22 protein-coding genes and 1 tRNA gene are annotated in these 22,289 nt (G+C 56.8%); 11 read left to right on the top strand and 12 right to left on the bottom strand.

What is annotated here, in order from left to right; all coding sequences use genetic code 11:
- Nucleotides 1-74: 74 nt before the first annotated feature.
- From L370_RS08610 to hutI, 3 genes are read right to left on the bottom strand one after another with little or no spacing between them, the layout of a single operon-like run.
- Nucleotides 75-809: a histidine utilization repressor gene (locus L370_RS08610; RefSeq protein ID WP_023310841.1), complete on the bottom strand. Its 735-nt coding sequence runs from the start codon at nucleotides 807-809 to the stop codon at nucleotides 75-77.
- Nucleotides 810-828: 19 nt separating this feature from the next.
- Entirely contained in the window at nucleotides 829-1,767 is a 939-nt protein-coding gene (gene hutG, locus L370_RS08615) for a formimidoylglutamase (protein ID WP_023334960.1), read from the bottom strand.
- Nucleotides 1,764-2,987 carry an imidazolonepropionase gene (gene hutI, locus L370_RS08620; protein WP_023334959.1) on the bottom strand — a complete coding sequence of 408 codons (1,224 nt, stop codon included), beginning with the start codon at nucleotides 2,985-2,987 and terminating at the stop codon, nucleotides 1,764-1,766. Before hutI ends, hutG begins: the two co-directional genes overlap by 4 nt.
- A gap of 224 nt (nucleotides 2,988-3,211) precedes the next feature.
- Here hutI and L370_RS08625 point away from each other — a divergent pair, with 224 nt between their 5' ends.
- Nucleotides 3,212-4,495, top strand: coding sequence for a putative acyl-CoA thioester hydrolase (locus L370_RS08625; protein ID WP_023334958.1), 1,284 nt, complete (start codon nucleotides 3,212-3,214; stop codon nucleotides 4,493-4,495).
- Nucleotides 4,496-4,615: 120 nt separating this feature from the next.
- On the opposite strand, the gene pgl is transcribed toward L370_RS08625, so the two are convergent.
- Nucleotides 4,616-5,611, bottom strand: coding sequence for a 6-phosphogluconolactonase (gene pgl, locus L370_RS08630; RefSeq protein WP_023334957.1), 996 nt, complete (start codon nucleotides 5,609-5,611; stop codon nucleotides 4,616-4,618).
- 140 nt (nucleotides 5,612-5,751) lie between these two features.
- Between pgl and L370_RS08635 the strand changes: the two genes are divergently transcribed.
- Entirely contained in the window at nucleotides 5,752-6,570 is an 819-nt protein-coding gene (locus L370_RS08635) for a pyridoxal phosphatase (protein ID WP_023334956.1), read from the top strand.
- Here the strand turns inward: L370_RS08635 and modC are convergent, their stop codons facing one another.
- The 4 genes from modC to L370_RS08655 form a co-directional block, all read right to left on the bottom strand.
- A complete protein-coding gene (modC, locus tag L370_RS08640; RefSeq protein WP_023334955.1) occupies nucleotides 6,571-7,629 on the bottom strand; it encodes a molybdenum ABC transporter ATP-binding protein ModC in 1,059 nt (352 codons plus the stop codon). It lies immediately after the preceding gene.
- Between the two features lie 2 nt (nucleotides 7,630-7,631).
- Nucleotides 7,632-8,321, bottom strand: coding sequence for a molybdate ABC transporter permease subunit (modB, locus tag L370_RS08645; protein WP_023334954.1), 690 nt, complete (start codon nucleotides 8,319-8,321; stop codon nucleotides 7,632-7,634).
- A complete protein-coding gene (gene modA, locus L370_RS08650; protein ID WP_023334953.1) occupies nucleotides 8,321-9,094 on the bottom strand; it encodes a molybdate ABC transporter substrate-binding protein in 774 nt (257 codons plus the stop codon). The genes modB and modA overlap by 1 nt, the downstream gene beginning before the upstream one ends.
- A gap of 178 nt (nucleotides 9,095-9,272) precedes the next feature.
- Nucleotides 9,273-9,422 (bottom strand): AcrZ family multidrug efflux pump-associated protein, encoded by a 150-nt coding sequence (locus L370_RS08655; protein ID WP_008501118.1) that lies wholly within the window; start codon nucleotides 9,420-9,422, stop codon nucleotides 9,273-9,275.
- 127 nt (nucleotides 9,423-9,549) lie between these two features.
- Between L370_RS08655 and modE the strand changes: the two genes are divergently transcribed.
- The 7 genes from modE (at nucleotide 9,550) to gpmA (ending at nucleotide 17,368) form a co-directional block, all read left to right on the top strand.
- Nucleotides 9,550-10,338 carry a molybdenum-dependent transcriptional regulator gene (gene modE, locus L370_RS08660; RefSeq protein ID WP_023334952.1) on the top strand — a complete coding sequence of 263 codons (789 nt, stop codon included), beginning with the start codon at nucleotides 9,550-9,552 and terminating at the stop codon, nucleotides 10,336-10,338.
- Between the two features lie 67 nt (nucleotides 10,339-10,405).
- The gene (gene modF / locus L370_RS08665) at nucleotides 10,406-11,878 is read left to right on the top strand and encodes a molybdate ABC transporter ATP-binding protein ModF (RefSeq protein ID WP_023334951.1); all 1,473 of its coding nucleotides are present in this window, start codon (nucleotides 10,406-10,408) and stop codon (nucleotides 11,876-11,878) included.
- Between the two features lie 201 nt (nucleotides 11,879-12,079).
- Entirely contained in the window at nucleotides 12,080-13,096 is a 1,017-nt protein-coding gene (galE, locus tag L370_RS08670; protein WP_023334950.1) for a UDP-glucose 4-epimerase GalE, read from the top strand.
- A 9-nt stretch (nucleotides 13,097-13,105) separates the two neighbouring features.
- Entirely contained in the window at nucleotides 13,106-14,152 is a 1,047-nt protein-coding gene (galT, locus tag L370_RS08675; RefSeq protein ID WP_023334949.1) for a galactose-1-phosphate uridylyltransferase, read from the top strand.
- Between the two features lie 3 nt (nucleotides 14,153-14,155).
- Nucleotides 14,156-15,304 (top strand): galactokinase, encoded by a 1,149-nt coding sequence (gene galK / locus L370_RS08680; protein ID WP_023334948.1) that lies wholly within the window; start codon nucleotides 14,156-14,158, stop codon nucleotides 15,302-15,304.
- Nucleotides 15,298-16,341: a galactose-1-epimerase gene (gene galM / locus L370_RS08685; protein WP_023334947.1), complete on the top strand. Its 1,044-nt coding sequence runs from the start codon at nucleotides 15,298-15,300 to the stop codon at nucleotides 16,339-16,341. Before galK ends, galM begins: the two co-directional genes overlap by 7 nt.
- Nucleotides 16,342-16,615: 274 nt before the next feature.
- Nucleotides 16,616-17,368, top strand: coding sequence for a 2,3-diphosphoglycerate-dependent phosphoglycerate mutase (gene gpmA, locus L370_RS08690; protein ID WP_023310804.1), 753 nt, complete (start codon nucleotides 16,616-16,618; stop codon nucleotides 17,366-17,368).
- 60 nt (nucleotides 17,369-17,428) lie between these two features.
- On the opposite strand, the gene aroG is transcribed toward gpmA, so the two are convergent.
- The gene (aroG, locus tag L370_RS08695; RefSeq protein ID WP_023334946.1) at nucleotides 17,429-18,481 is read right to left on the bottom strand and encodes a 3-deoxy-7-phosphoheptulonate synthase AroG; all 1,053 of its coding nucleotides are present in this window, start codon (nucleotides 18,479-18,481) and stop codon (nucleotides 17,429-17,431) included.
- Nucleotides 18,482-18,785: 304 nt separating this feature from the next.
- Here aroG and L370_RS08700 point away from each other — a divergent pair, with 304 nt between their 5' ends.
- Nucleotides 18,786-19,166, top strand: a complete 381-nt coding sequence (locus L370_RS08700) for a YbgS-like family protein (RefSeq protein ID WP_023334945.1) — start codon at nucleotides 18,786-18,788, stop codon at nucleotides 19,164-19,166.
- A gap of 104 nt (nucleotides 19,167-19,270) precedes the next feature.
- Nucleotides 19,271-20,209: a CDF family zinc transporter ZitB gene (gene zitB / locus L370_RS08705; protein WP_023334944.1), complete on the top strand. Its 939-nt coding sequence runs from the start codon at nucleotides 19,271-19,273 to the stop codon at nucleotides 20,207-20,209.
- Here the strand turns inward: zitB and pnuC are convergent.
- The 3 genes from pnuC to L370_RS08720 all read right to left on the bottom strand — a co-directional run bounded on the left by pnuC (nucleotide 20,206) and on the right by L370_RS08720 (nucleotide 22,289).
- Nucleotides 20,206-20,925 carry a nicotinamide riboside transporter PnuC gene (pnuC, locus tag L370_RS08710; protein WP_023334943.1) on the bottom strand — a complete coding sequence of 240 codons (720 nt, stop codon included), beginning with the start codon at nucleotides 20,923-20,925 and terminating at the stop codon, nucleotides 20,206-20,208. The genes zitB and pnuC overlap by 4 nt on opposite strands.
- A gap of 22 nt (nucleotides 20,926-20,947) precedes the next feature.
- On the bottom strand, nucleotides 20,948-21,991 hold the full coding sequence (gene nadA / locus L370_RS08715; protein ID WP_008501105.1) for a quinolinate synthase NadA: 1,044 nt from the start codon (nucleotides 21,989-21,991) through the stop codon (nucleotides 20,948-20,950).
- Nucleotides 21,992-22,213: 222 nt separating this feature from the next.
- A tRNA-Lys gene (locus tag L370_RS08720) sits at nucleotides 22,214-22,289 on the bottom strand.

Genomic DNA, 22,289 nt, shown 5'->3' with positions numbered 1-22,289 from the left:
AGCACACACAAGGTCGGATTTAACAAAAAAGATACAATTTTGTTATATTGCGTTAGCGATCACGCTTATAAAACTTATGACATGAAGTGGCCCTGCAGCCGGTAGCGATTCCCCGGGAAAAGCAGCCGGGCATGCGACACAATGTGCGACGAGGACCAGGTCCGACGGCGGATCAGCAGGCACGGATCGTGCTCTTTAATGCGCAGCCGCTCGCACTCCTGCGGGGTGGCGCGCACGGCTTCCACAATGTGCTCCCCTTCCGTGAGCGGTGCGACGAGTGAGAGATAGGCGTGCGGCGTGGTCTGGGTGTAATCCTGATTCAGATAGTCCGGTATCCGTTCAGCGTTTACGCAGCGATCTTCAATCTGCACCGGAATGTCGTTTTCGAAATGCACCATCACGGAGTGGAAAATGCGGCTTCCCTCCTTGACGTTAAGCTCTGTGGCCTGCTCGGCGCTGGCCTGGGTCTCTTCGAGCACCAGCACCTCACAGCGGTGCTGATGATTACGCGCGGCAATCTCGTCCGCAATGCTGCGGATTTCAAACAGCGCCGACTGTCCTTTCGGTTCCGCCACAAACGTCCCCACGCCCTGCAGGCGCACCAGAAGCCCTTCGTCGGTCAGCTCGCGCAGCGCCCGGTTGACGGTCATCCGGCTAAAACCGAACTGCGCCACCAGCTCGGCCTCCGAGGGAATGCGATCGTGCGGTCGCCAGACGCCGGTGGCGATTTTTTCGCTGATCGCCTGCTTCACCTTTTCGTAGAAAGGCGCGGGAGGGCTCGACTGCGGCAGAGGTGAGCGTGAAAACATCGTGACTCCTTGAATAGTGTTATGCCCACCAGTGAGCAATTTGCCAGGCCAGACGGGCGGCAAGCTTTGCGCCCTGTCCGTCCCGATCGTACTGCGGGTTAAACTCTACCAGATCGGCGGCCTGTAGCTTACCGCTGCGGCAGATTTGTTCGATAACCGGCAGAAGATCCAGCGCCGGTATGCCTAACGCGGCCGGGGCGGACACGGCAGGCATTTCGCTGGCGGGCAGGACGTCCAGATCGATCGTCAGATAGATACGATCGGTCTGCGCCAGTACCTTTTCCAGCGCGGATAGCGCATCGCGCCTGAAATGGAGATCTTCCACCAGCGTGACGTTCAGGCGTTCGGCCTCATCCCACAGCGCCAGCGTGTTCGCCGCCCGGCTCACGCCAAAGCAGGCGTACTGAAATTCCCGCCCGCGCTCATCGCAGTAGTTTGCCAGCTGGCGAAACGGCGTTCCCGACGTCGCGCGGTCGGCCCTGCGCAGGTCAAGATGGGCATCAAGATTGATAATGACAACCCGCTCGGTCGGGAAGGCGTTCAGCACGCCGCGACCGTGCGCCCACGCGGTCTCATGACCGCCGCCAAAGACCAGCGTACGCATCCCGGACTGCTGGCAAGCCGTTACGGCGTCGCTTAACGCCTGCTGTGCCGCTTCCAGCTCGTCGCCTTCAACGTACACCGAGCCCATATCCGCCAGCCGTTCGTGCCCCTGATGGCTTGCCATATTCGCCAGCGCTTTTCGCAGCATATCCGGCGCCTGCACGGCACCGGGCCTGCCCTGATTGCGTTTTACCCCTTCATCACATTCAAAGCCCATCAGCGCGATGCCGGATGGAAGCGGCGTGAACTGTCCCTGCTGCTTTATCGTCTGGAAAATGCGTGTGGCATTGCTGGCCTCGGAGCTGTCGTCGCGCCCCTGCCAGACCGTTTCGGCTACCGGCCGCCATAACCTCATACTGCCTCCCCACGGAAAATACGTTGATACAGCGGGTTGCGTCCCGGCTCGTAGACCATCTCTACCGGATGGCGAGCATCCCAGACAATGAAATCAGCGACAAACCCTGCCCGCAGCTGCCCGTGGGTTGCGCCACGGCCCAGCGCCTGCGCGGCATGCCGCGTGACGCCAGCCCAGGCTTCTTCAGGGGTCAGACCAAACTGGACGCAGGCCATGTTCATCGCCAGGTGCAGGCTCGCAAACGGGCTGGTGCCGGGGTTATAGTCGGTGGCGACCGCCATCGGCACGCCCTGTTTTCTAAGCTGTTCAACCGGCGGGCGCTGGCGCTCCTGAAGAAAATAGAACGCACCCGGCAACAGGACGGCAACCGTGCCGCTTTCCGCCATTGCCTGAACGCCTGCGCCGTCAAGATACTCAATATGATCGGCGGAAAGGCCCTTATACTGGCTGACCAGCGCCGCGCCGCCCTGATTCGACAGCTGTTCGACATGCCCTTTCACCGGGATACCCAGCGCGGCGGCGGCCTTGAAGAGGCGTTCGGTTTGCGACGGGGTAAAGCCGACGTTTTCACAAAACACGTCGACTGCTTCATATAACTCTTTCTGCCACAGCGTGGGCAGTATCTGCTCGCAGACCAGCGTGAGGTAGGCATCGGGATCCTGCCGGTATTCCGGCGGAACCGCATGAGCCGCCAGCAGCGTTGGGCTGATATCGATCGGGTTATTAAGGCCCAGCTTGCGGGCAACCTGCAGCATCTTCTCTTCGGCCTCGGCGTTGAGCCCGTATCCCGACTTGATTTCAACCGTAGTGACGCCTTCATTCATCAGCCGCTGAAGCCGCTGCTGCGCCAGCTGAAGCAGGGCTTCGGGCGAACTGCTGCGCGTCGCCGTCACGGTAGCATTAATCCCGCCCCCCTGCGCGCTGATGGTTTGATAAGAGACGCCGTTCAGACGCTGCTCCCACTCCGCCGCGCGATCGCCGCCAAATACCAGGTGGGTATGGCAGTCAATCAGGCCTGGCGTGACCAGACGTCCCTGAAGGTCGACACAGCGAGGGTGTCCGGCAGGAATATCAGATTCAGGGATCACGGCCAGAATAGTGTGGCCGCGCACGACCAGGGCATGATGCTCTTTCAGTCCATAAGGCTCAGGTACGTCCAGCGCCATCGTAGCCAGCCGCGCATTTCGCCATATCACATCGTCGGGATGAATCTGCTGCATGGGTATTCCACTTGTCATGGGTTGTATAGACATTTATTTGCATCCACCGTCTACTGTCAACCGCCTTGAAGGAAAATGTTATTTATTTGTGATCACTTACCTGCCGCTCCGGGGCTAAAAATGCAACTTTTACCCTTTTTATCTTCCCGTTTCGCTCAACTTAGTATAAAAAAGCAGGCTATTTCGTCTATCCCGTAAAGACTTGCATACCCAGGAGCTTCACCTTGAACATTTCCAGGATTTCCCGTCTGGCGTTAGCACTCGCCTTTGGCGTGACCTTATCCGCATGCAGTTCAACTCCGCCGGATCAGCGACCTTCTGAGCAGGCTGCGCCCGGTACCGCCTCCCGCCCGATTTTGTCCGCTGATGAAGCGAAGAACTTCGATCGTGCGCATTACTTCTCAGCGATGGATCCTAACGCTGCGCCGTGGACACCCTCTTCTATTAACCTGCCTAAACAGCCTGACTTCGTGGTCGGCCCGGCAGGTGCGCAGGGCGTAACGCATACCTCTATTCAGGCTGCGGTTGATGCTGCCATCACTAAACACAGCGCATCTCGCCAGTACATCGCGATCCTGCCTGGTGAATATGAAGGCACCGTGTATGTGCCGGCGGCCCCAGGCAGCATTACGCTTTACGGTCTGGGCGAAAAAGCGATTGACGTAAAAATTGGTCTGGCGATTGATTCCGAAATCGACAGCAACACCTGGCGCCACCTGGTGAACCCGGCCGGAAAATATATGCCGGGTAAACCAGCCTGGTACATGTTTGATAACTGCCAGAGCAAGCGTTCCGCCACCATTGGCGTGATGTGCTCAGCGGTGGTCTGGTCGCAGAATAACGGTCTGCAATTGCAGAACCTGACCATTCAGAATACCCTGGGTGACAGCGTTGACGCGGGTAACCACCAGGCCGTGGCGCTGCGCAGCGATGGCGACAAGGTACAGATTAACAACGTCAACATTCTGGGCCGTCAGAACACCTTCTTCGTGACCAACAGCGGCGTGCAGAACACCCTGCAGAATAACCGCCTGACCCGTACCCTGGTGACCAACAGCTACGTTGAAGGTGACGTGGATCTGGTGTCCGGTCGCGGCGCGGTGGTGTTTGATAACACCGATTTCCGCGTGGTGAACTCACGTACCCAGCAGGAAGGCTACGTGTTTGCGCCGGCAACCCAGTCTAACCTCTTCTACGGCTTCCTGGCCGTGAACAGCCGCTTTAACGCTGCCGGTGACGGCGTGGCGCAGCTGGGACGCTCCCTGGACGTGGACTCTGCCACTAACGGCCAGGTCGTGATCCGCGACAGCGTGATCAACGAAGGCTTCAACATGGCGAAGCCGTGGGCTGATGCCGCGATCTCCAAACGTCCATTCTCCGGCAATACCGGTGCGGTGGATGATAAAGGGAACGTGCAGCGCAACCTGAACGACGCTAACTTCAACCGCATGTGGGAATACAACAACCGCGGTCTGGGTAGCAAAGTGGTTGCTGAGCCGAAACAGTAAGCTGTTTTGCCGGGTGGCGGCTTCGCCTTACCCGGCCTACATAACCCGTAGGCCCGGTAAACGCAGTGCCACCGGGCATAAAAAACCTCGCATTCGCGAGGTTTTTTTGTTTTAAGCCGCTTAGTGAGCGTTAACGACGACCCACATTGGCCCCTGGCCGACGGCGTAACGTCCTTTCTCTTCCAGCAGTCCCTGCTCGCCTTTAATTTCATACAGCGCGATGTGGTGGGATTTCTGCCCCGCCGCAATCAGGTATTTACCGCTGTGATCGATATTAAAGCCGCGCGGCTGGGTTTCCGTTGGCTGGAACCCTTCAATCGCCAGCACGCTGCCGTCTTCAGAGACGCTAAACACGGTAATCAGGCTGGAGGTACGGTCACAGGCGTACAGATGGCGGCCATTTGGCGTAATGTGGATATCCGCCGCCCAGCGGGTATCGGAGAAGTCAGACGGCATCATATCCAGCGTTTGCACGCACTCAATCTGGCCGTTAGGATCTTTCAGCTCCCAGACGTCCACCGAGCTGTTCAGCTCATTGACCACGTAGGCGTACTGCTGGTTCGGATGGAAGACCATATGACGCGGACCCGCGCCTTCAACGGTAGTCACTTCGGCAGGGTTCTGCGCCACCAGGTGACCATCGTCGCTCAGGGTGAACAGGCAGATACGATCCTGCTTCAGCGCAGGCACCCACAGCGTGCGGTTATCCGGCGTGATATTCGCCGAGTGGCAGCCTTCAAGCCCTTCCACTACATCCACGGTGTCGACCGGAATGCCATCTTCCAGACGCGTTACGCTGACGCAGCCCGCGTTATAAGAGCCGCTGAAGACAAAGTTGCCTTTACGATCGGTAGAGATATGGGTTGGGCTTCCCGGCAGTGGTGCTTCGGCAGTGTACGTCAGCGCGCCATCGTCCGGAGAAATGCGATAGGCCAGCACGCGAAACTCCGGGCGCACACCCACGTACAAGAAACGTTTATCCGGGCTGATGACCATCGGTTGCACCTGGCCTGGCACATCAACAACCTGAACCAGCGTGAGCGTCCCTTCGGTATTTAAACGCCAGACGTGGATCTGCTGGCTTTCAGGACTGGCGGTATAAACGGTTTGTTTCATGAATATTCACTCCTCACTGCGCATGAAAGTAATTAACTTTTGACGGTGAATGCTGAATTGTCGACAGGAATTTTGAAGCGTTCGCCTCTCGGTGTACCATCCCATCAAAACGTAAATTCAATATTAACCCGGGAAAACAGATGACCTCGCGTGTGATTGCTCTGGATTTAGACGGTACCTTACTGACGCCGCAAAAAACCCTTCTCCCCTCCTCCCTTGAGGCGCTTAAACGCGCGCAGGAAGTGGGATATCAACTCCTTATCGTAACGGGTCGACATCACGTTGCCATTCACCCTTTTTATCAGGCACTGGCGTTAGATACACCTGCAATTTGTTGTAATGGCACTTATTTGTATGATTATCAGGCAAAAAAGGTTTTAGCCTCCGACCCGCTGCCGGTTCCCCAGGCGCTGCAACTGATTGATCTGCTGGATGAGCATGCCATTCACGGCCTGATGTACGTGGACAACGCGATGGTGTACGAGCGCCCTACTGGCCATGTGGTGCGCACCAGCAACTGGGCGTTGTCCCTGCCTGAAGCGCAGCGTCCGGTCTTTACCCAGGTTTCCTCCCTGCGTCAGGCAGCCCAGGACGTTGAGGCTATCTGGAAATTCGCCCTGACGGATGAAGACACCACCAAACTGAATACCTTCGCAAAACACGTGGAGCAGACGCTGGGTCTGGAGTGCGAATGGTCCTGGCATGACCAGGTGGATATTGCCCGCAAAGGCAACAGCAAAGGCAAGCGACTGACGCAGTATGTGGAATCTCAGGGCGGGTCGATGCAGGATGTGATCGCCTTCGGCGACAACTACAACGACATCAGCATGCTGGAAGCCGCCGGAACCGGCGTGGCGATGGGCAATGCCGACGACGCGGTCAAAGCGCGCGCCAGCGTGGTGATTGGCGACAACACCACCGACAGCATCGCGCAGTACATTTATACCCACCTGCTGTAATCAGGCGGTGATCGAGACGCTCTTAATTTGCGCGTAAAGCCACAGGCCGGGTTTGATCCCTAACTCATCCCTGGCCCACGGGCTGATGCGCGCCCAGAGCGTCCTGCTGCCGACTTCAAGCTTCACTTCCACCTGCCCGTTATCATCAAAACACTTCGCGACTTTGGCGCGCAGAATATTTCGAATACTGGTTTGCAGCGGCGGCTGCAGCACCAGCGAGACGTCCGACGCCTGGATGCGAATTCTCAAAGCGGACTGTAACGGTTTATCGATCTTATTGACCCAAAGATGCTGGTCGCCCAGCGCCAGGGCAGTCATCGCGTAGTGTGGGTGGTGTTCCAGAACGCTCACTTTCAGGATGCTGCTCTGCTGCTCCCGGGGTAACCACGGGTGCATGACGCTGCTGCCCCACACCTCTTCCAGGTTGCCAAACGCCTTAACGCTGCCCTCTTCCAGCACCAGCACCTTGTCGGCCAGATGGAGGATTTCGTCCAGCGAATGGCTGACGTAGAGCATCGGAATATTAATTTCGCGCGTCAGGCGCTGTAGATAAGGCAGAAGCTCGCGTTTACGCGGAATATCGAGCGAGGCCAGCGGTTCGTCGAGCAGCAGCAGTTCCGGTGCGGTCAGCAACGCGCGGCCAATGGCCACACGCTGTTTTTCTCCGCCGGAGAGCGAGGATGGCAGCCTGTCGAGCAAAGGCTCAATGCCTAAAAGCGTCACCAGCTTGTCAAACTGCCCGGCCATGCTTTTCGCCATGCCGTAACGCAGGTTGCCGCGCACGCTGTAGTGCGGGAACAGGCGCGCGTCCTGGAAAACATAGCCGATGCGGCGCTTATCCGGCGAGAGGTAAATTTTGTTCTCCACGTCATTCAGGACGCGGTCATTCAGGACAATACGGCCAGACTGCGGGCGGGTCAGGCCGCTGATGGCATTAATCAGCGACGTTTTTCCCGCTCCCGACACGCCAAAGATGGCGGTGATGCCGCTTGCAGGCAGCGTCTCGTTAAGCGTCAGAGTATGGTTTCCCAGCGTCTGGGTAAAATGGAGTTCCAGCATGCTTATTTCCCCATCCGCTCGCGGCTGAGCCGCGCCAGCCATTCAGACACCATCAGCGATGCCAGCGCCAGCACAATTGAAATAATACACAGCCGCGCCGCCGCGCCTTCACCGCCCGGCGTTTGAATCAGGGTGTACATTGCCGAGGGAATGGTTCGCGTCTCGCCGGGGATGTTCGACACAAACGTGATTGTCGCGCCAAACTCGCCCAGCGAGCGGGCAAAGGCCAGCACCGTGCCGACGATAATGCCCGGCAGCGTCAGCGGGAGCGTGATGGTCAAAAAGACGCGCCAGCGCCCTGCGCCCAGCGTGCGGGCAGCCTGTTCTAGCTTCATGTCCACGCCTTCCAGCGCGAGGCGTATCGCCCTCACCATCAGCGGGAATGACATCACCGCTGCCGCCAGTACCGCACCTCGCCAGCTGAACGCAAACGTCAGCCCAAACCAGTCGTAGAGCTTCTCGCCGATAAAACCGCGTCGCCCCATCGAAATCAGCAGCAGGTAACCGACCACCACGGGCGGCAAAACGAGCGGAAGATGAAGCACGCTGTCGAGCAGCGTTTTGCCGGGAAACTGACAGCGAACCAGTAGCCAGGCAAAGAAGATCCCAAAGGGCAAACTCAGCGCAACCGCAAGGGAAGAGACTTTAAGGCTCAGCAGCACAGCCTGCCATTCAGGATCGGTTAATATCATCAGTGAGTCGTAAATCCATAACGTTTAAAGATCGCGGACGCCTCCGGGCCCTTCAGGTAATCGCGGAAGGCGGTCACGGTCGCATTTTTGTGTCCATCAACAATCGCAACAGGATATTCCACTTTCTTGTGGGAGTCTTCCGGGAACGTTGCGACCACTTTTACCCCTTTACTGGCAACGGCATCAGAGCCATACACAATGCCCAGCGGGGCTTCGTTGCGTTCCACCAGCGCCAGCGCGCCGCGTACGTCTTCCGCCGGGGCCAGCTTCGGTGACAATGTCTCCCATGCGCCCAGCTTTTGCAGCGCTTCTTTGGCGTAAATCCCGGCCGGAACGTGCTCCGGGTCGCCCACCGCCAGACGGCCACCGTTCAGCAGGCTCGTCCAGTTGGTCTCTTTGTTAATGCTGATGTCCGCCTGCACGCTGGCTTTTGGCGCCACAACAACCAGGCTATTCCCCAGCAGCGTTTCGCGGGTTGTCGCATCAATCGATTTCTTCTCCGCCGCGTAATCCATCCACTTCTGGTCAGCCGAAATGAACAGATCCGCCGGTGCGCCCGCTTCAATCTGGCGCGCCAGCGTCGAGGAAGAGGCAAACGAGGAGACTACCTCAACGTTTTTCTCTTTTTTATACGCCGCCGCGATATCCTGCATTGCATTGGTCAGCGACGCCGCCGCAAAGACCGTGATTTTCCCCTCATCCGCCAGCGCGTGTCCGGTAAGTGAAAGCGTCAGCGTTGCCCCTGCGAAAAGGCGTACCCATGTACGTGCCATCTGTAACTCCTGTGAGTAGCGTTATATACACATTAATATAACGATATCGTCAGGGAGATCCCAGCGTTTAATCGTACCGCTGAAGGGGTAAACCGGTGTGATGCGTTAAATATTATCGGCGAAAATGGGAAAATCTTGAGAGCAAAACGCCCGGACTCGCCGGGCGTTTTGTGGGGAATCAATGCTGCTTTTTAGCCTGGTCTCTGTGACCAATGTTCGAAAAGACGTTGAACACTTCACCCAGGCCGTAGATGGCACCGAGGATGATGGCCATCACTACTGGTACCATGATCACGGCGAATACCAGACTTTTCAACAACTCTAACATGGTTTTCTCCAGATATTGTGAATGGGTCATTCTACCTTGAAAAGCGAGAAAAACATCCCCTTTTGTGCGGTACCCTTTGCGCCCTGCCCCATTTGGGTCACAATACCCTTTTTGCCAGGACACTGTTATGCAGGCCGAAATTCTCCTCACTCTACGACTTCAGCAAAAGCTTTTCGCCGATCCGCGACGTATCGCCCTGCTTAAACAAATAGAACAAACGGGCTCGATTAGCCAGGGGGCGAAAAATGCCGGGATTAGCTATAAAAGCGCCTGGGATGCCATCAACGACATGAATACCCTGAGCGAGCAACCGCTGGTGGACAGAGCCACAGGCGGCAAAGGCGGCGGTGGTGCAATCGTGACGCGCTATGGCCAGCGTCTTATTCAGCTTTACGACCTCCTGGGCCAGATCCAGCAAAAAGCGTTCGATGCGTTAAGCGACGACGATAACGTGCCGCTGGACAGCTTGCTGGCCGCCATTTCCCGCTTCTCGTTGCAAACCAGCGCCCGCAACCAGTGGTTTGGTACGGTGACGGCGCGCGATAATCTCCAGGTACAGCAGCATATTGAGATCCTGCTTGCCGATGGCACCACCCGTCTGAAAGCCGCAATCACGGCGCAGAGTGCAGAGCGCCTTGAGCTGGATGAAGGTAAAGAGGTGCTGGTGCTGCTGAAAGCGCCGTGGGTCAATATCACGCGCCATCCCGACACCGCAAAGACAGCCGATAACCAGCTCCAGGGCGCAATTAGCCATATCGAACGCGGCCAGGCGCACTGCGAAGTGATGATGACCCTCGCAGACGGGCAACCGCTTTGCGCGACGATACCGCTTAGCGAAGCGGAAGGTTTAGAAGAAGGTACTGTCGTCACCGCCTGGTTCAACGCGGACCGGGTGATTATCGCCACATTGTGCTGAGCGCATTGACAATCGCGCCGACAGTGCGTATCCCTGATATCTATTGCTGCAAAAACAGGGATAAATCATGTCATCATTGCATATTTCGCAAGGCACGTTTCGCCTTAGCGATACCCGAACGCTGACGATTGCTGATTTGACGATACGCGCGGGTGAAAGCTGGGCGTTTGTCGGCACTAACGGCAGCGGTAAATCCGCGCTGGCCCGCGCGCTGGCCGGCGAGCTCCCCCTCCTCAAGGGCGAATACCGGGGCGACTTTACGCGCCTGACGCGCCTGTCATTTGAACAACTGCAAAAGCTGGTAAGCGACGAGTGGCAGCGCAACAACACCGATTTACTCAGCCCTGGCGAAGAAGATACCGGCCGTACGACGGCGGAAATTATTCAGGATGAGGTGAAAGATCCTGCCCGCTGCCAGCGCCTGGCAGAACGGTTCGGCATCACCGCCCTGCTGAACCGGCGCTTTAAATACCTTTCTACCGGCGAGACGCGAAAAACGCTGCTTTGTCAGGCGCTGATGAGCGAGCCAGAGCTGCTTATCCTCGACGAACCGTTCGACGGCCTTGACGTGCAGTCCCGTGCGCAGCTGGCGTCCCTGCTGGAGTCGCTCAATCAGCAGGGCTATACCCTGGTGCTGGTGCTTAACCGCTTCGATGAAATTCCGGATTTTATCCAGCACGCGGGCGTACTGGCAGACTGTAACCTGACCGAGACCGGTGAAAAAACAGCGCTGCTTAAGCAGGCGCTCATCGCTCAGCTCGCGCACAGTGAACAACTTGATGGTATTACCCTTCCGGAACCTGACGCCCCTTCGGCCCGCCACGCGCTTGATCCCGATCAGCCGCGCATCGTGCTGCGCGATGGGAGGGTCTCTTATGACGATCGCCCGATCCTTAACCGTCTTAGCTGGACGGTCAATCCCGGCGAACACTGGCAGATTGTCGGACCTAACGGCGCGGGAAAATCCACGCTGCTTAGCCTGATAACCGGCGATCACCCGCAGGGCTATAGCAACGATCTGACGCTGTTTGGTCGGCGTCGCGGCAGCGGCGAAACCATCTGGGATATTAAAAAACATATCGGCTATGTCAGCAGCAGCCTGCATCTGGATTACCGGGTCAGTACCACGGTACGCAACGCGATCCTTTCCGGCTATTTTGATTCCATCGGTATTTATCAGGCGGTATCGGACAAACAGCACAAGCTCGCACAGCAGTGGCTGGATATCCTGGGCATGGACAACCGGGTCGCTGACGCGCCGTTCCATAGCCTGTCGTGGGGGCAGCAGCGTCTGGCCCTGATCGTTCGCGCCCTGGTGAAACACCCTACGCTTCTGATCCTCGACGAACCACTGCAGGGACTCGATCCGTTAAACCGACAGCTTATCCGCCGCTTTGTGGACGTGCTGATTAGCGAAGGCGAAACGCAGCTGCTGTTCGTTTCACACCATGCCGAAGACGCGCCCTCCTGCATCACGCATCGCCTGGAGTTTGTTCCGGACGGTGAGGGTTATCGCTACCTTCTCAGCAACGTTGACTAACTCAGGAGGGCTCTGCCCTCCTCTTTTTCAGATAACTTGCATCAATACATCGCTATCTCTTTGATCTACAATGCCCCACAGCGGCTGAAAATCGGACTTTAAAAACAGTGTAAACGATTCCACTATTTTATCCCATGTCACACTTTTCGCGACTCTGTTATGCTATGGTTATTACATACCATAAGCCCAATGGAGCGAAATATGCGAGTTCTGGTAACAGGTGGTAGCGGTTACATAGGTAGTCATACCTGCGTGCAACTGCTGCAAAACGGTCACGACGTCATCATCCTCGACAACCTGTGCAACAGTAAGCGCAGCGTACTGCCTGTGATTGAACGTCTTGGCGGTAAACAACCCACTTTCGTGGAAGGCGACATCCGCAACGAAGCGCTGATGACCGAGATCCTTCATGACCACGCCATCGAAGCGGTGATCCACTTCGCGGGTCTGAAAGCGGTCGGTGAATCCGTTGCGAAACCGCTCGAGTATTACGACAACAACGTCAACGGTACGCTGCGTCTCATCTCCGCCATGCGTGCGGCCAACGTCAAAAACTTCATCTTTAGCTCCTCCGCCACCGTCTACGGCGATCAACCCAAAATCCCTTATGTTGAAAGCTTCCCGACCGGTACGCCGCAAAGCCCGTACGGCAAAAGCAAGCTGATGGTGGAGCAGATCCTGACCGACCTGCAAAAAGCCCAGCCGGAGTGGAGCATCGCGCTGCTGCGCTACTTCAACCCGGTCGGCGCGCATCCGTCCGGCGACATGGGTGAAGACCCGCAGGGCATCCCGAACAACCTGATGCCGTATATCGCCCAGGTTGCCGTCGGTCGCCGCGACTCGCTGGCGATTTTTGGCAACGACTACCCTACCGAAGACGGCACCGGCGTGCGTGACTACATCCACGTGATGGATCTTGCTGACGGCCACGTGGCGGCCATGCAGCAGCTGGCCAACAAGCCGGGCGTGCATATTTACAACCTCGGCGCCGGGGTCGGCAGCAGCGTGCTGGACGTGGTCAACGCCTTCAGCAAAGCCTGCGGCAAGCCGGTGAACTACCACTTCGCTCCGCGTCGTGATGGCGACCTGCCTGCTTACTGGGCCGATGCCACCAAAGCCGACAAAGAGCTAAACTGGCGTGTAACGCGCACGCTTGATGAAATGGCACAGGATACCTGGCACTGGCAGTCACGCCACCCGCAAGGCTATCCGGACTAAGGATATGTCATGACGCAATTTAATCCCGTCGATCACCCGCATCGTCGTTTTAACCCGTTAAGCGGGCAATGGATTTTGGTTTCTCCGCATCGCGCCAAGCGCCCCTGGCAGGGGGCGCAGGAGACGCCTGCAAAACAGACGCTGCCACAGCACGATCCGGACTGCTTCCTCTGCCCGGGCAACACGCGCGTAACGGGAGATAAAAACCCGGACTACAAAGGCACCTTCGTCTTCACCAACGATTTTGCCGCCCTGATGACCGACACCCCGGACGCGCCGGAAAGCCACGATCCGCTGATGCGCTGCGAAAGCGCGCGCGGCACCAGCCGCGTGATCTGCTTCTCGCCCGATCACAGCAAAACGCTGCCAGAGCTGAGCGTGGACGCGTTGAAAGAGGTGGTCAGCACCTGGCAGGCACAGACCGCAGAGCTGGGGCAGAGCTATCCGTGGGTGCAGGTGTTCGAAAACAAAGGCGCGGCCATGGGCTGCTCTAACCCGCACCCGCACGGCCAGATCTGGGCAAACAGCTTCCTGCCTAACGAAGCCGAGCGTGAAGACCGTCTGCAGAAAGCGTATTACGCGGAAAATAGTTCGCCTATGCTGGTGGACTACACGCAGCGCGAGCTGGCCGACGGCAGCCGCACCGTGGTGGAAACCGAACACTGGCTGGCCGTCGTCCCTTACTGGGCCGCCTGGCCGTTTGAAACGCTGCTGCTGCCGAAGGCGCACGTCCAGCGCATCACCGATCTCAGCGACGCGCAGCGCGACGACCTTGCCCTGGCGCTGAAAAAGCTGACCAGCCGTTACGATAATCTCTTCCAGTGCTCCTTCCCGTACTCCATGGGCTGGCACGGCGCACCGTTTAACGGCGAAGAGAATCAACACTGGCAGCTGCACGCCCATTTTTATCCGCCGCTGCTGCGCTCTGCGACGGTGCGTAAATTTATGGTGGGCTATGAAATGCTGGCGGAAACCCAGCGTGACCTGACGGCGGAACAGGCGGCAGAACGTCTGCGTGCCGTTAGCGACGTCCACTATCGCGAATCAGGAGTCTAAAAAATGAGTCTGAAAGATAAAACACAATCCCTGTTTGCTGAGAAATTTGGCTACCCTGCCACCCACGTTATTCAGGCGCCTGGTCGCGTTAACCTGATCGGTGAACACACCGACTATAACGACGGTTTTGTGCTGCCGTGCGCCATCGACTACCAGACCGTCATCAGCTGCGCGAAGCGCGACGACCGTAAAGTCCGCGTGATTGCGGCGGATTACGATAATCAGACGGACGAGTTTTCCCTTGATGCCCCGATAGTGACGCACGACAGCCAGCAGTGGTCTAACTACGTGCGCGGTGTGGTGAAACACCTTCAGAAGCGTAACAAGAACGTTGGCGGCGCGGATTTAGTTATCAGCGGCAACGTGCCGCAGGGTGCGGGCTTAAGCTCCTCTGCGTCTCTGGAAGTCGCCGTTGGCACCGTCTTCCAGCAGCTTTATCACCTGCCGCTGGACGGCGCGCAAATTGCGCTGAACGGTCAGGAAGCAGAAAACCAGTTCGTGGGCTGTAACTGCGGCATTATGGACCAGCTGATCTCCGCGCTGGGCAAAAAAGAGCATGCCCTGTTAATTGATTGCCGCTCGCTCGGTACCAAAGCCGTTCCCCTGCCGAAAGGCGCGGCTGTGGTGATCGTCAACAGTAACTTTAAACGCACGCTGGTGGGTAGCGAATACAACACCCGCCGCCAGCAGTGCGAAACCGGCGCCCGCTTCTTCCAGCAGCCTGCCCTGCGCGACGTAACGCTCAATGAATTTAACAAAGTGGCGCACGAGCTGGATCCGGTCGTCGCCAAACGCGTTCGTCACGTGCTGACGGAAAATGCCCGTACCGTTGAAGCCGCATCCGCGCTGGCGAAAGGCGATCTGAAACGCATGGGTGAGCTGATGGCGGAATCTCACGCCTCCATGCGCGATGATTTTGAAATCACCGTTCCGCAGATCGACACCCTGGTGGACATCGTCAAGGCCACCATCGGCGACAAAGGCGGCGTGCGCATGACGGGCGGCGGTTTTGGCGGCTGCATCGTTGCGCTGGTGCCAGAGGAGCTGGTTCCTGCCGTACAGGACGCTGTGGCGAAGCAGTACGAAGCAAAAACGGGTATCAAAGAAACCTTCTATGTTTGCAAAGCATCACAAGGAGCCGGACAGTGCTAAATGAAACGCCTACACTCGCACCGGATGGCCTGCCGTATCGCCTGTTAACCCTGCGCAACAGCGCGGGGATGGTCGTTACGGTGATGGACTGGGGTGCAACCCTTCTTTCTGCCCGCGTACCGATGCCGGACGGCAGCGTGCGCGAGACTCTGCTTGGCTGCGCCTCGCCTGAACAGTACATCAATCAGTCCGCCTATCTGGGCGCGTCCGTTGGTCGCTATGCTAACCGCATCGCGAAGAGCCGTTTTGAACTCGACGGCGTGCAGTACGCCCTGCTTCCAAGCCAGGGTGAGAACCAGCTGCACGGCGGTCCGGACGGGTTTGATAAACGCCGCTGGAAAATTGTTCGTCAAAACGACGGGGAAGTGCTGTTCTCGCTGGATTCGCCTGATGGCGATCAGGGCTTCCCGGGGAACCTTACCGCGTCCGCGCGCTTTACGCTAACGGACGACAGCCGTATCGCGATTGAATACCGTGCGACGGTCGACAAGCCGTGTCCGGTCAACCTGACCAATCACGCGTACTTTAATCTGGACGGTAACCAGTGCGACGTGCGTAACCACAAGCTGCAGATCCTGGCGGATGCGTATCTGCCGGTTGACGAGATGGGCATTCCGCATCAGGGCCTCAAAGACGTGAGCGGCACCAGCTTTGACTTCCGCAGCGCGAAATCTATCGCCCAGGATTTCCTGAGCGATGACGATCAGCGTAAGGTAAAAGGCTACGATCACGCTTTCCTGCTGCAGGCCAAAGGCGATGTGAAACAACCTGCCGCGCAGGTCTGGTCTGCGGATGAGAAGCTGCAGATGACGGTTTATACCACTGCCCCTGCCCTGCAGTTTTACTCAGGCAACTACCTCGGCGGCACGACAGCGCGCGAACACGATGAGTACAGCGACTGGCAAGGCCTGGCGCTGGAGAGCGAGTTCCTGCCGGACAGCCCGAATCATCCGGAATGGCCACAGCCGGACTGCGTGCTGCGCCCGGGTGAAGAGTACGTTAGCGTTACTGAGTATCATTTCATTCCGCGCGCTTAATGGCCGGCGGCGCTACGCTTGCACGGGCCTACGGGTAGGCCGGATAAGCGAAGCGCCATCCGGCAAAAAACGCCAGCCCTCACAACGAGGGCTTTTTTCTGCGCGCCTTGCTGAAAATAGCGCCGATCGCAGACAAAATCATAACCCTGGATTCACAAGCATCTTACACTCAGAGACTATTTTCGCTATGGTTAGGGTTAAGCGTTGCTGGTGGCACCGCCACGGCAATATAATGAGAATTGTTATCATTCTAAAAATGCTTGAGGAGTAAGAGATGGCTATTACTAAGCTGGTTCTGGTGCGTCACGGCGAAAGCCAGTGGAACAACGAAAACCGCTTTACCGGTTGGTACGACGTTGATCTGTCCGAGAAAGGCGTAAGCGAAGCAAAAGCAGCGGGTAAACTGCTGAAGGAAGAAGGCTTCAGCTTTGATTTTGCTTACACCTCTGTGCTGAAACGTGCCATCCATACCCTGTGGAACGTGCTGGACGAACTGGATCAGGCCTGGCTGCCAGTTGAGAAGTCATGGAAACTGAACGAACGTCACTACGGTGCGCTGCAGGGCCTGAACAAAGCGGAAACCGCTGAGAAATATGGCGACGAGCAGGTTAAACAGTGGCGTCGCGGCTTCGCAATCACCCCACCAGAGCTGACCAAAGACGACGAGCGCTACCCGGGCCACGACCCGCGTTACGCGAAACTGACCGACGCTGAGCTGCCAACCACCGAGAGCCTGGCGCTGACCATCGACCGCGTTGTGCCTTACTGGAACGAAACCATTCTGCCACGCCTGAAAAGCGGCGAGCGCGTGATCATCGCCGCTCACGGTAACTCCCTGCGTGCGCTGGTGAAATACCTGGACAACATGGGTGAAGACGAAATCCTCGAGCTGAACATCCCAACCGGCGTACCGCTGGTGTATGAGTTCGACGAAAACTTCAAGCCAATCAAACACTACTATCTGGGTAACGCAGAAGAAATCGCGGCGAAAGCAGCGGCTGTCGCGAACCAGGGTAAAGCGAAGTAATTTTCGCCAGACATAAAAAAAGCGCGGAGCATTCCGCGCTTTTTTATTTCTGCATTCGCATTAACCGCGACGCGCTTTTACCGCGTTCGCCAGCTGACGCAGGATCGTATCGGTATCTTCCCAGCCGATACAGGCATCGGTGACGCTCTTACCGTAGACCAGCGGTTCGCTGCCTTCCAGGTTCTGGTTACCTTCAACCAGATGGCTTTCGATCATCACCCCAATCACCGCCTTCTCACCGCCAGCAATCTGCTGGCAGACGTCTGCCCCCACTTCCATCTGCTTTTTAAACTGCTTGCTGGAGTTGGCATGGCTGAAATCGATCATCACCTGCGGTGGCAGGCCGGCTTTTTCCAGCCCGACCTTCACTTCTGCCACGTGTTTCGCACTGTAGTTTGGCTCTTTGCCGCCGCGCAGAATGATATGGCAGTCGCCGTTACCGCTGGTGTTAACGATGGCGGAATGACCCCATTTGGTTACGGACAGGAAGCAGTGCGGCGCGCCCGCTGCGTTGATGGCGTCGATAGCCACCTTCATGGTGCCATCCGTGCCGTTTTTGAAACCCACCGGGCAAGAGAGACCGGACGCCAGCTCGCGGTGCACCTGAGATTCAGTGGTGCGGGCACCAATTGCGCCCCAGCTCATCAGATCCGCCAGGTATTGTGGCGTGATCATATCCAGAAACTCACCGGCCGCAGGCAGGCCGCTGTCGTTGATCTCCAGCAGCAGTTTGCGCGCAATGCGCAGACCGTCGTTGATTTGGAAGCTGTTATCCATATGCGGATCGTTAATCAGCCCTTTCCAGCCCACGGTGGTACGCGGTTTTTCAAAGTACACGCGCATCACGATTTCCAGCTCGTCCTTCAGCTCTTCACGGAGGGTGAGCAGGCGGGCGGCATACTCTTTCGCGGCTGCAGGATCGTGAATAGAGCACGGGCCAATCACCACCAGAAGACGATCGTCATTACCTTTCAGGATCTTATGGATCGCTTTACGAGCATGAGAAACCGTATTTGCGGCATTTTCAGTGGCGGGGAATTTCTCAAGGAGCGCTACAGGAGGTAATAACTCATTGATCTCTTTAATACGTAAATCGTCGTTCTGATAATTCATTTTCTTTCCAGCTCTGCCATATCTTTAGTAATGAAAGCAATCCTTTCAATCTATCTTGTCGACCAGAAAGTGTAAACACGGTTTTACACTTCACGCAGATAATTCCTGGAATTCGCCTAAAAATCGCCACAAAATAGCGAAAAATGAGATCTAACCTAAGCTTTTTAACTGTAACAACCAATTTTAAACGCTTAAACGCGATTCCCTACTGACGTAAGTCCGTAAGGCGGAATCTTTCGCCTCTGAAAAAGATGCACTGTTGGAGAATGTTATCCAGCGTAACGACAAGAACAGGAGCACCATGATGAAAATGACGAAACTGGCACCCCTCTTCCTGACCGCCACACTCACTCTGGCCAGCGGCAGCGTCCTGGCCGCGGAAACGGGCACATCAGACAGCAACGGTGATGCGAATGCCGCTGCGGCAGCAGGCCAGCCCGCACCTGATGCGAAACAGAATATCGCCCCGAATAATGTCGACAACAGCCAGATCAATACCGGTAATACCAACACCGGCGGCACCATGCTGCATCCCAACGGCAGCGGTTCCGGCACCATGAATCATGACAATATGAGTTCGGACGAGGTTCATAAGAACTCAATGTGCAAGGACGGCAAATGCCCCGATCCTAATGACAAAGTAGGAAACGACGCGAATACCAAAACCGATGGCACCACCCAGTAACGGGGGGTTCGGGAAGAAAAAGGAGAGCCCTGGCTCTCCTTTCTTTTTGGAGTAACCTATTAAAAACGCTACACTAAAAACAATAACACATCAGGAAAGCAGACATGGCGCACTCCCATTCCCACTCCCACTCTCCCGGCAACGACAACGCTAAACGACTGATGCTGGCCTTTGGCGTCACGGCAACGTTTATGGTTATCGAGGTCATTGGCGGCCTGATTTCCGGCTCTCTGGCGCTACTGGCGGATGCCGGACACATGCTGACCGATGCCGCAGCACTGCTCTTCGCCCTGCTGGCGGTGCAGTTTGCGCGTCGTCCTCCGAATGCGCGCCATACCTTCGGCTGGTTGAGGCTGACCACCCTGGCCGCGTTTGTTAACGCCATTGCGCTGGTGGTCATTACCGTTCTTATCGTCTGGGAGGCCGTACAGCGCTTCAGACACCCGCAGCCAATCGCCGGCGCGACAATGATGGTGATTGCCGTGGCAGGGCTGCTGGCAAATATCCTGGCCTTCTGGATTTTGCACCGCGGCAGTGGAGAAAAGAACCTCAACGTACGCGCTGCGGCTCTGCATGTTCTGGGCGATTTGCTCGGCTCAGTAGGGGCGATTGTCGCCGCGCTGGTGATCCTCTACACCGGCTGGACGCCTGTCGATCCGATTCTGTCCGTGCTGGTGTCGTGTCTGGTCTTGCGCAGCGCCTGGCGGCTGCTGAAGGAGAGCGTGAATGAACTGCTTGAAGGGGCACCGGCATCGATGGAAATTGACGAGCTCAAGCGCAACCTGCGCCGTACTGTCCCGGAGGTCCGCAACGTTCATCATGTTCACGTCTGGCTGGTGGGGGAAAAACCGGTCATGACGCTGCACGTTCAGGTCATTCCGCCGCACGATCACGATGCGCTGCTTGAACGCATCCAGCACTTTCTTGAACATCACTACGAGATTGGCCACGTCACCATCCAGATGGAGTATCAGCCCTGTAACGGTCCGGACTGCCACCTTAACGAGGCGCAGTCCGGACATTCACATCAGCATCACCACTAGCTGGAAAGCGCGTGAGAACCCCGCTCACGCGCGCTCTTAATCCACATCCGGCTGCCGTTCAGCGCAATGAAGGTCAGCAGCAGATATTCCAGCGACATCGCATAGACGCCCTGCAGGGCGAAGATCGCCACGCTGATCACGTTGATGATGACCCACAGCAGCCAGTTCTCAACGTATTTACGGGTCATCAGGATCATCGCCGCAATCGACAGCACCATCATGCAGGAATCCCAGAACGGGAAGGCATCCGGCTGGAGGACAGGCATCGTCACGTTCAGGCCGAAACCGGACATGACCGAGACGGCAACGCGGGTCAGGAACGCAAAGACCGGGTTGATATAGGCGGTCATTAAGCCAATGGCGACCACGCAGGCGACAAACCAGGCGATGGCTTTCGGTAAGGGCAGCCAGCGGATCTGCAGCTCTGCCTCCTGCTGGCTGTTCTGACGCGACCACGCGTACCAGCCGTAGATATTGGCGGCGAAGAAGAACAGCTGTAAAAGCAGGCTGGCGTACAGCTGGATCTGGAAGAAGATAATCGCAAACAGCGTAACGTTAATCAGCCCGAACGCGTAGTTGCTGATCTTCTCCAGGCTTGCCAGCCAGATACAAAGTAACCCCGCCAGCGTGCCAACGGCCTCAATCCATGACAGGTCATAGCCACCTGCACCAATCGGTATATGAACCAGAATGTTTTGTGTGCTAAAAAAATCCATCTTTTCCCCGGGGCGTTTTGAATTAAGTACGTAGTGTAGCTGCAAAATCCAGCATGCGGTTAAGCGGAATCAACGCACCTTCACGCAGAGCGGCATCCACATGGATTTCATGTGCTGCACCGCCCGTCTCGAGCCCTTCGGCAATGGCCTTCAGGCCGTTCATCGCCATCCACGGGCAATGCGCACAGCTGCGACACGTTGCGCCCTCACCCGCCGTTGGCGCTTCAAGGAGCTCTTTCTCCGGCACGGCCTGCTGCATCTTGTAGAAGATACCGCGATCGGTCGCCACGATGAGCTGCTTGTGAGGCAACGTCCTGGCCGCGTTGATAAGCTGGCTGGTTGAGCCCACGGCATCGGCCATGTCGACAATCGACTGCGGTGATTCAGGGTGAACAAGAATAGCGGCGTCAGGATAGAGCGCCTTCATGCGCGCCAGCGCCTGGGTTTTGAATTCGTCGTGCACAATACAGGCACCCTGCCAGCAGAGCACGTCAGCCCCCGTCTGCTTCTGGACATAATTTCCAAGATGACGGTCAGGCGCCCAGATAATCTTCTCACCCAGGCTGTCCAGATGTTCAATCAATTCCACGGCGATGCTCGACGTGACCACCCAGTCTGCGCGCGCTTTTACCGCCGCGGAGGTATTGGCGTAAACCACCACGGTGCGGTCAGGATGGGCGTCACAGAATGCCGTAAATTCGTCAATCGGACAGCCGAGATCCAGTGAACACTCCGCGTTAAGCGTGGGCATCAGAATGGTTTTTTCAGGGCTGAGAATTTTTGCCGTTTCGCCCATAAAACGCACGCCTGCAACCAGCAGCGTGGAAGCGGGATGTCTTGCACCGAAGCGTGCCATCTCCAGTGAGTCAGAAATACAGCCCCCGGTCTCTTCCGCCAGCTGCTGAATTTCCGGGTCTGTGTAGTAATGGGCCACCATCACCGCATCTCGTTCTTTGAGAAGACGCTTGATCTTCTCGCGGTAGAATTGCTTTTCATCCTGGCTCAGCGGGACAGGCTTTGGCGGAAACGGATAGATTGCGGCTTCAGGATCAAACATCACACTCATTATGGCTTCTCGTTTTACGGGCTTAACAATATTGCCTTTCTTTTGCATGAGATAGCAAAACGCGTGGCAATTGTGTTTTGTATACTAAACAAGATAGCGAATATGAGCGGAAAAGTCACCGGAAATAGGTGCGGATAGCATTTGTCGGGTGGCGGCTTCGCCTTACCCGACCTACAAAAACTGCAGATAGCAAAAAGGCGCCTTTAGGGCGCCTTTCTACACTGGTGGGTCGTGCAGGATTCGAACCTGCGACCAATTGATTAAAAGTCAACTGCTCTACCAACTGAGCTAACGACCC

Origin of the sequence: Enterobacter sp. MGH 24, assembly GCF_000493015.1 — a bacterium.
Taxonomy (GTDB): Bacteria; Pseudomonadota; Gammaproteobacteria; order Enterobacterales; family Enterobacteriaceae; genus Enterobacter.
This window is presented reverse-complemented; position numbering and strand designations above follow the sequence as displayed.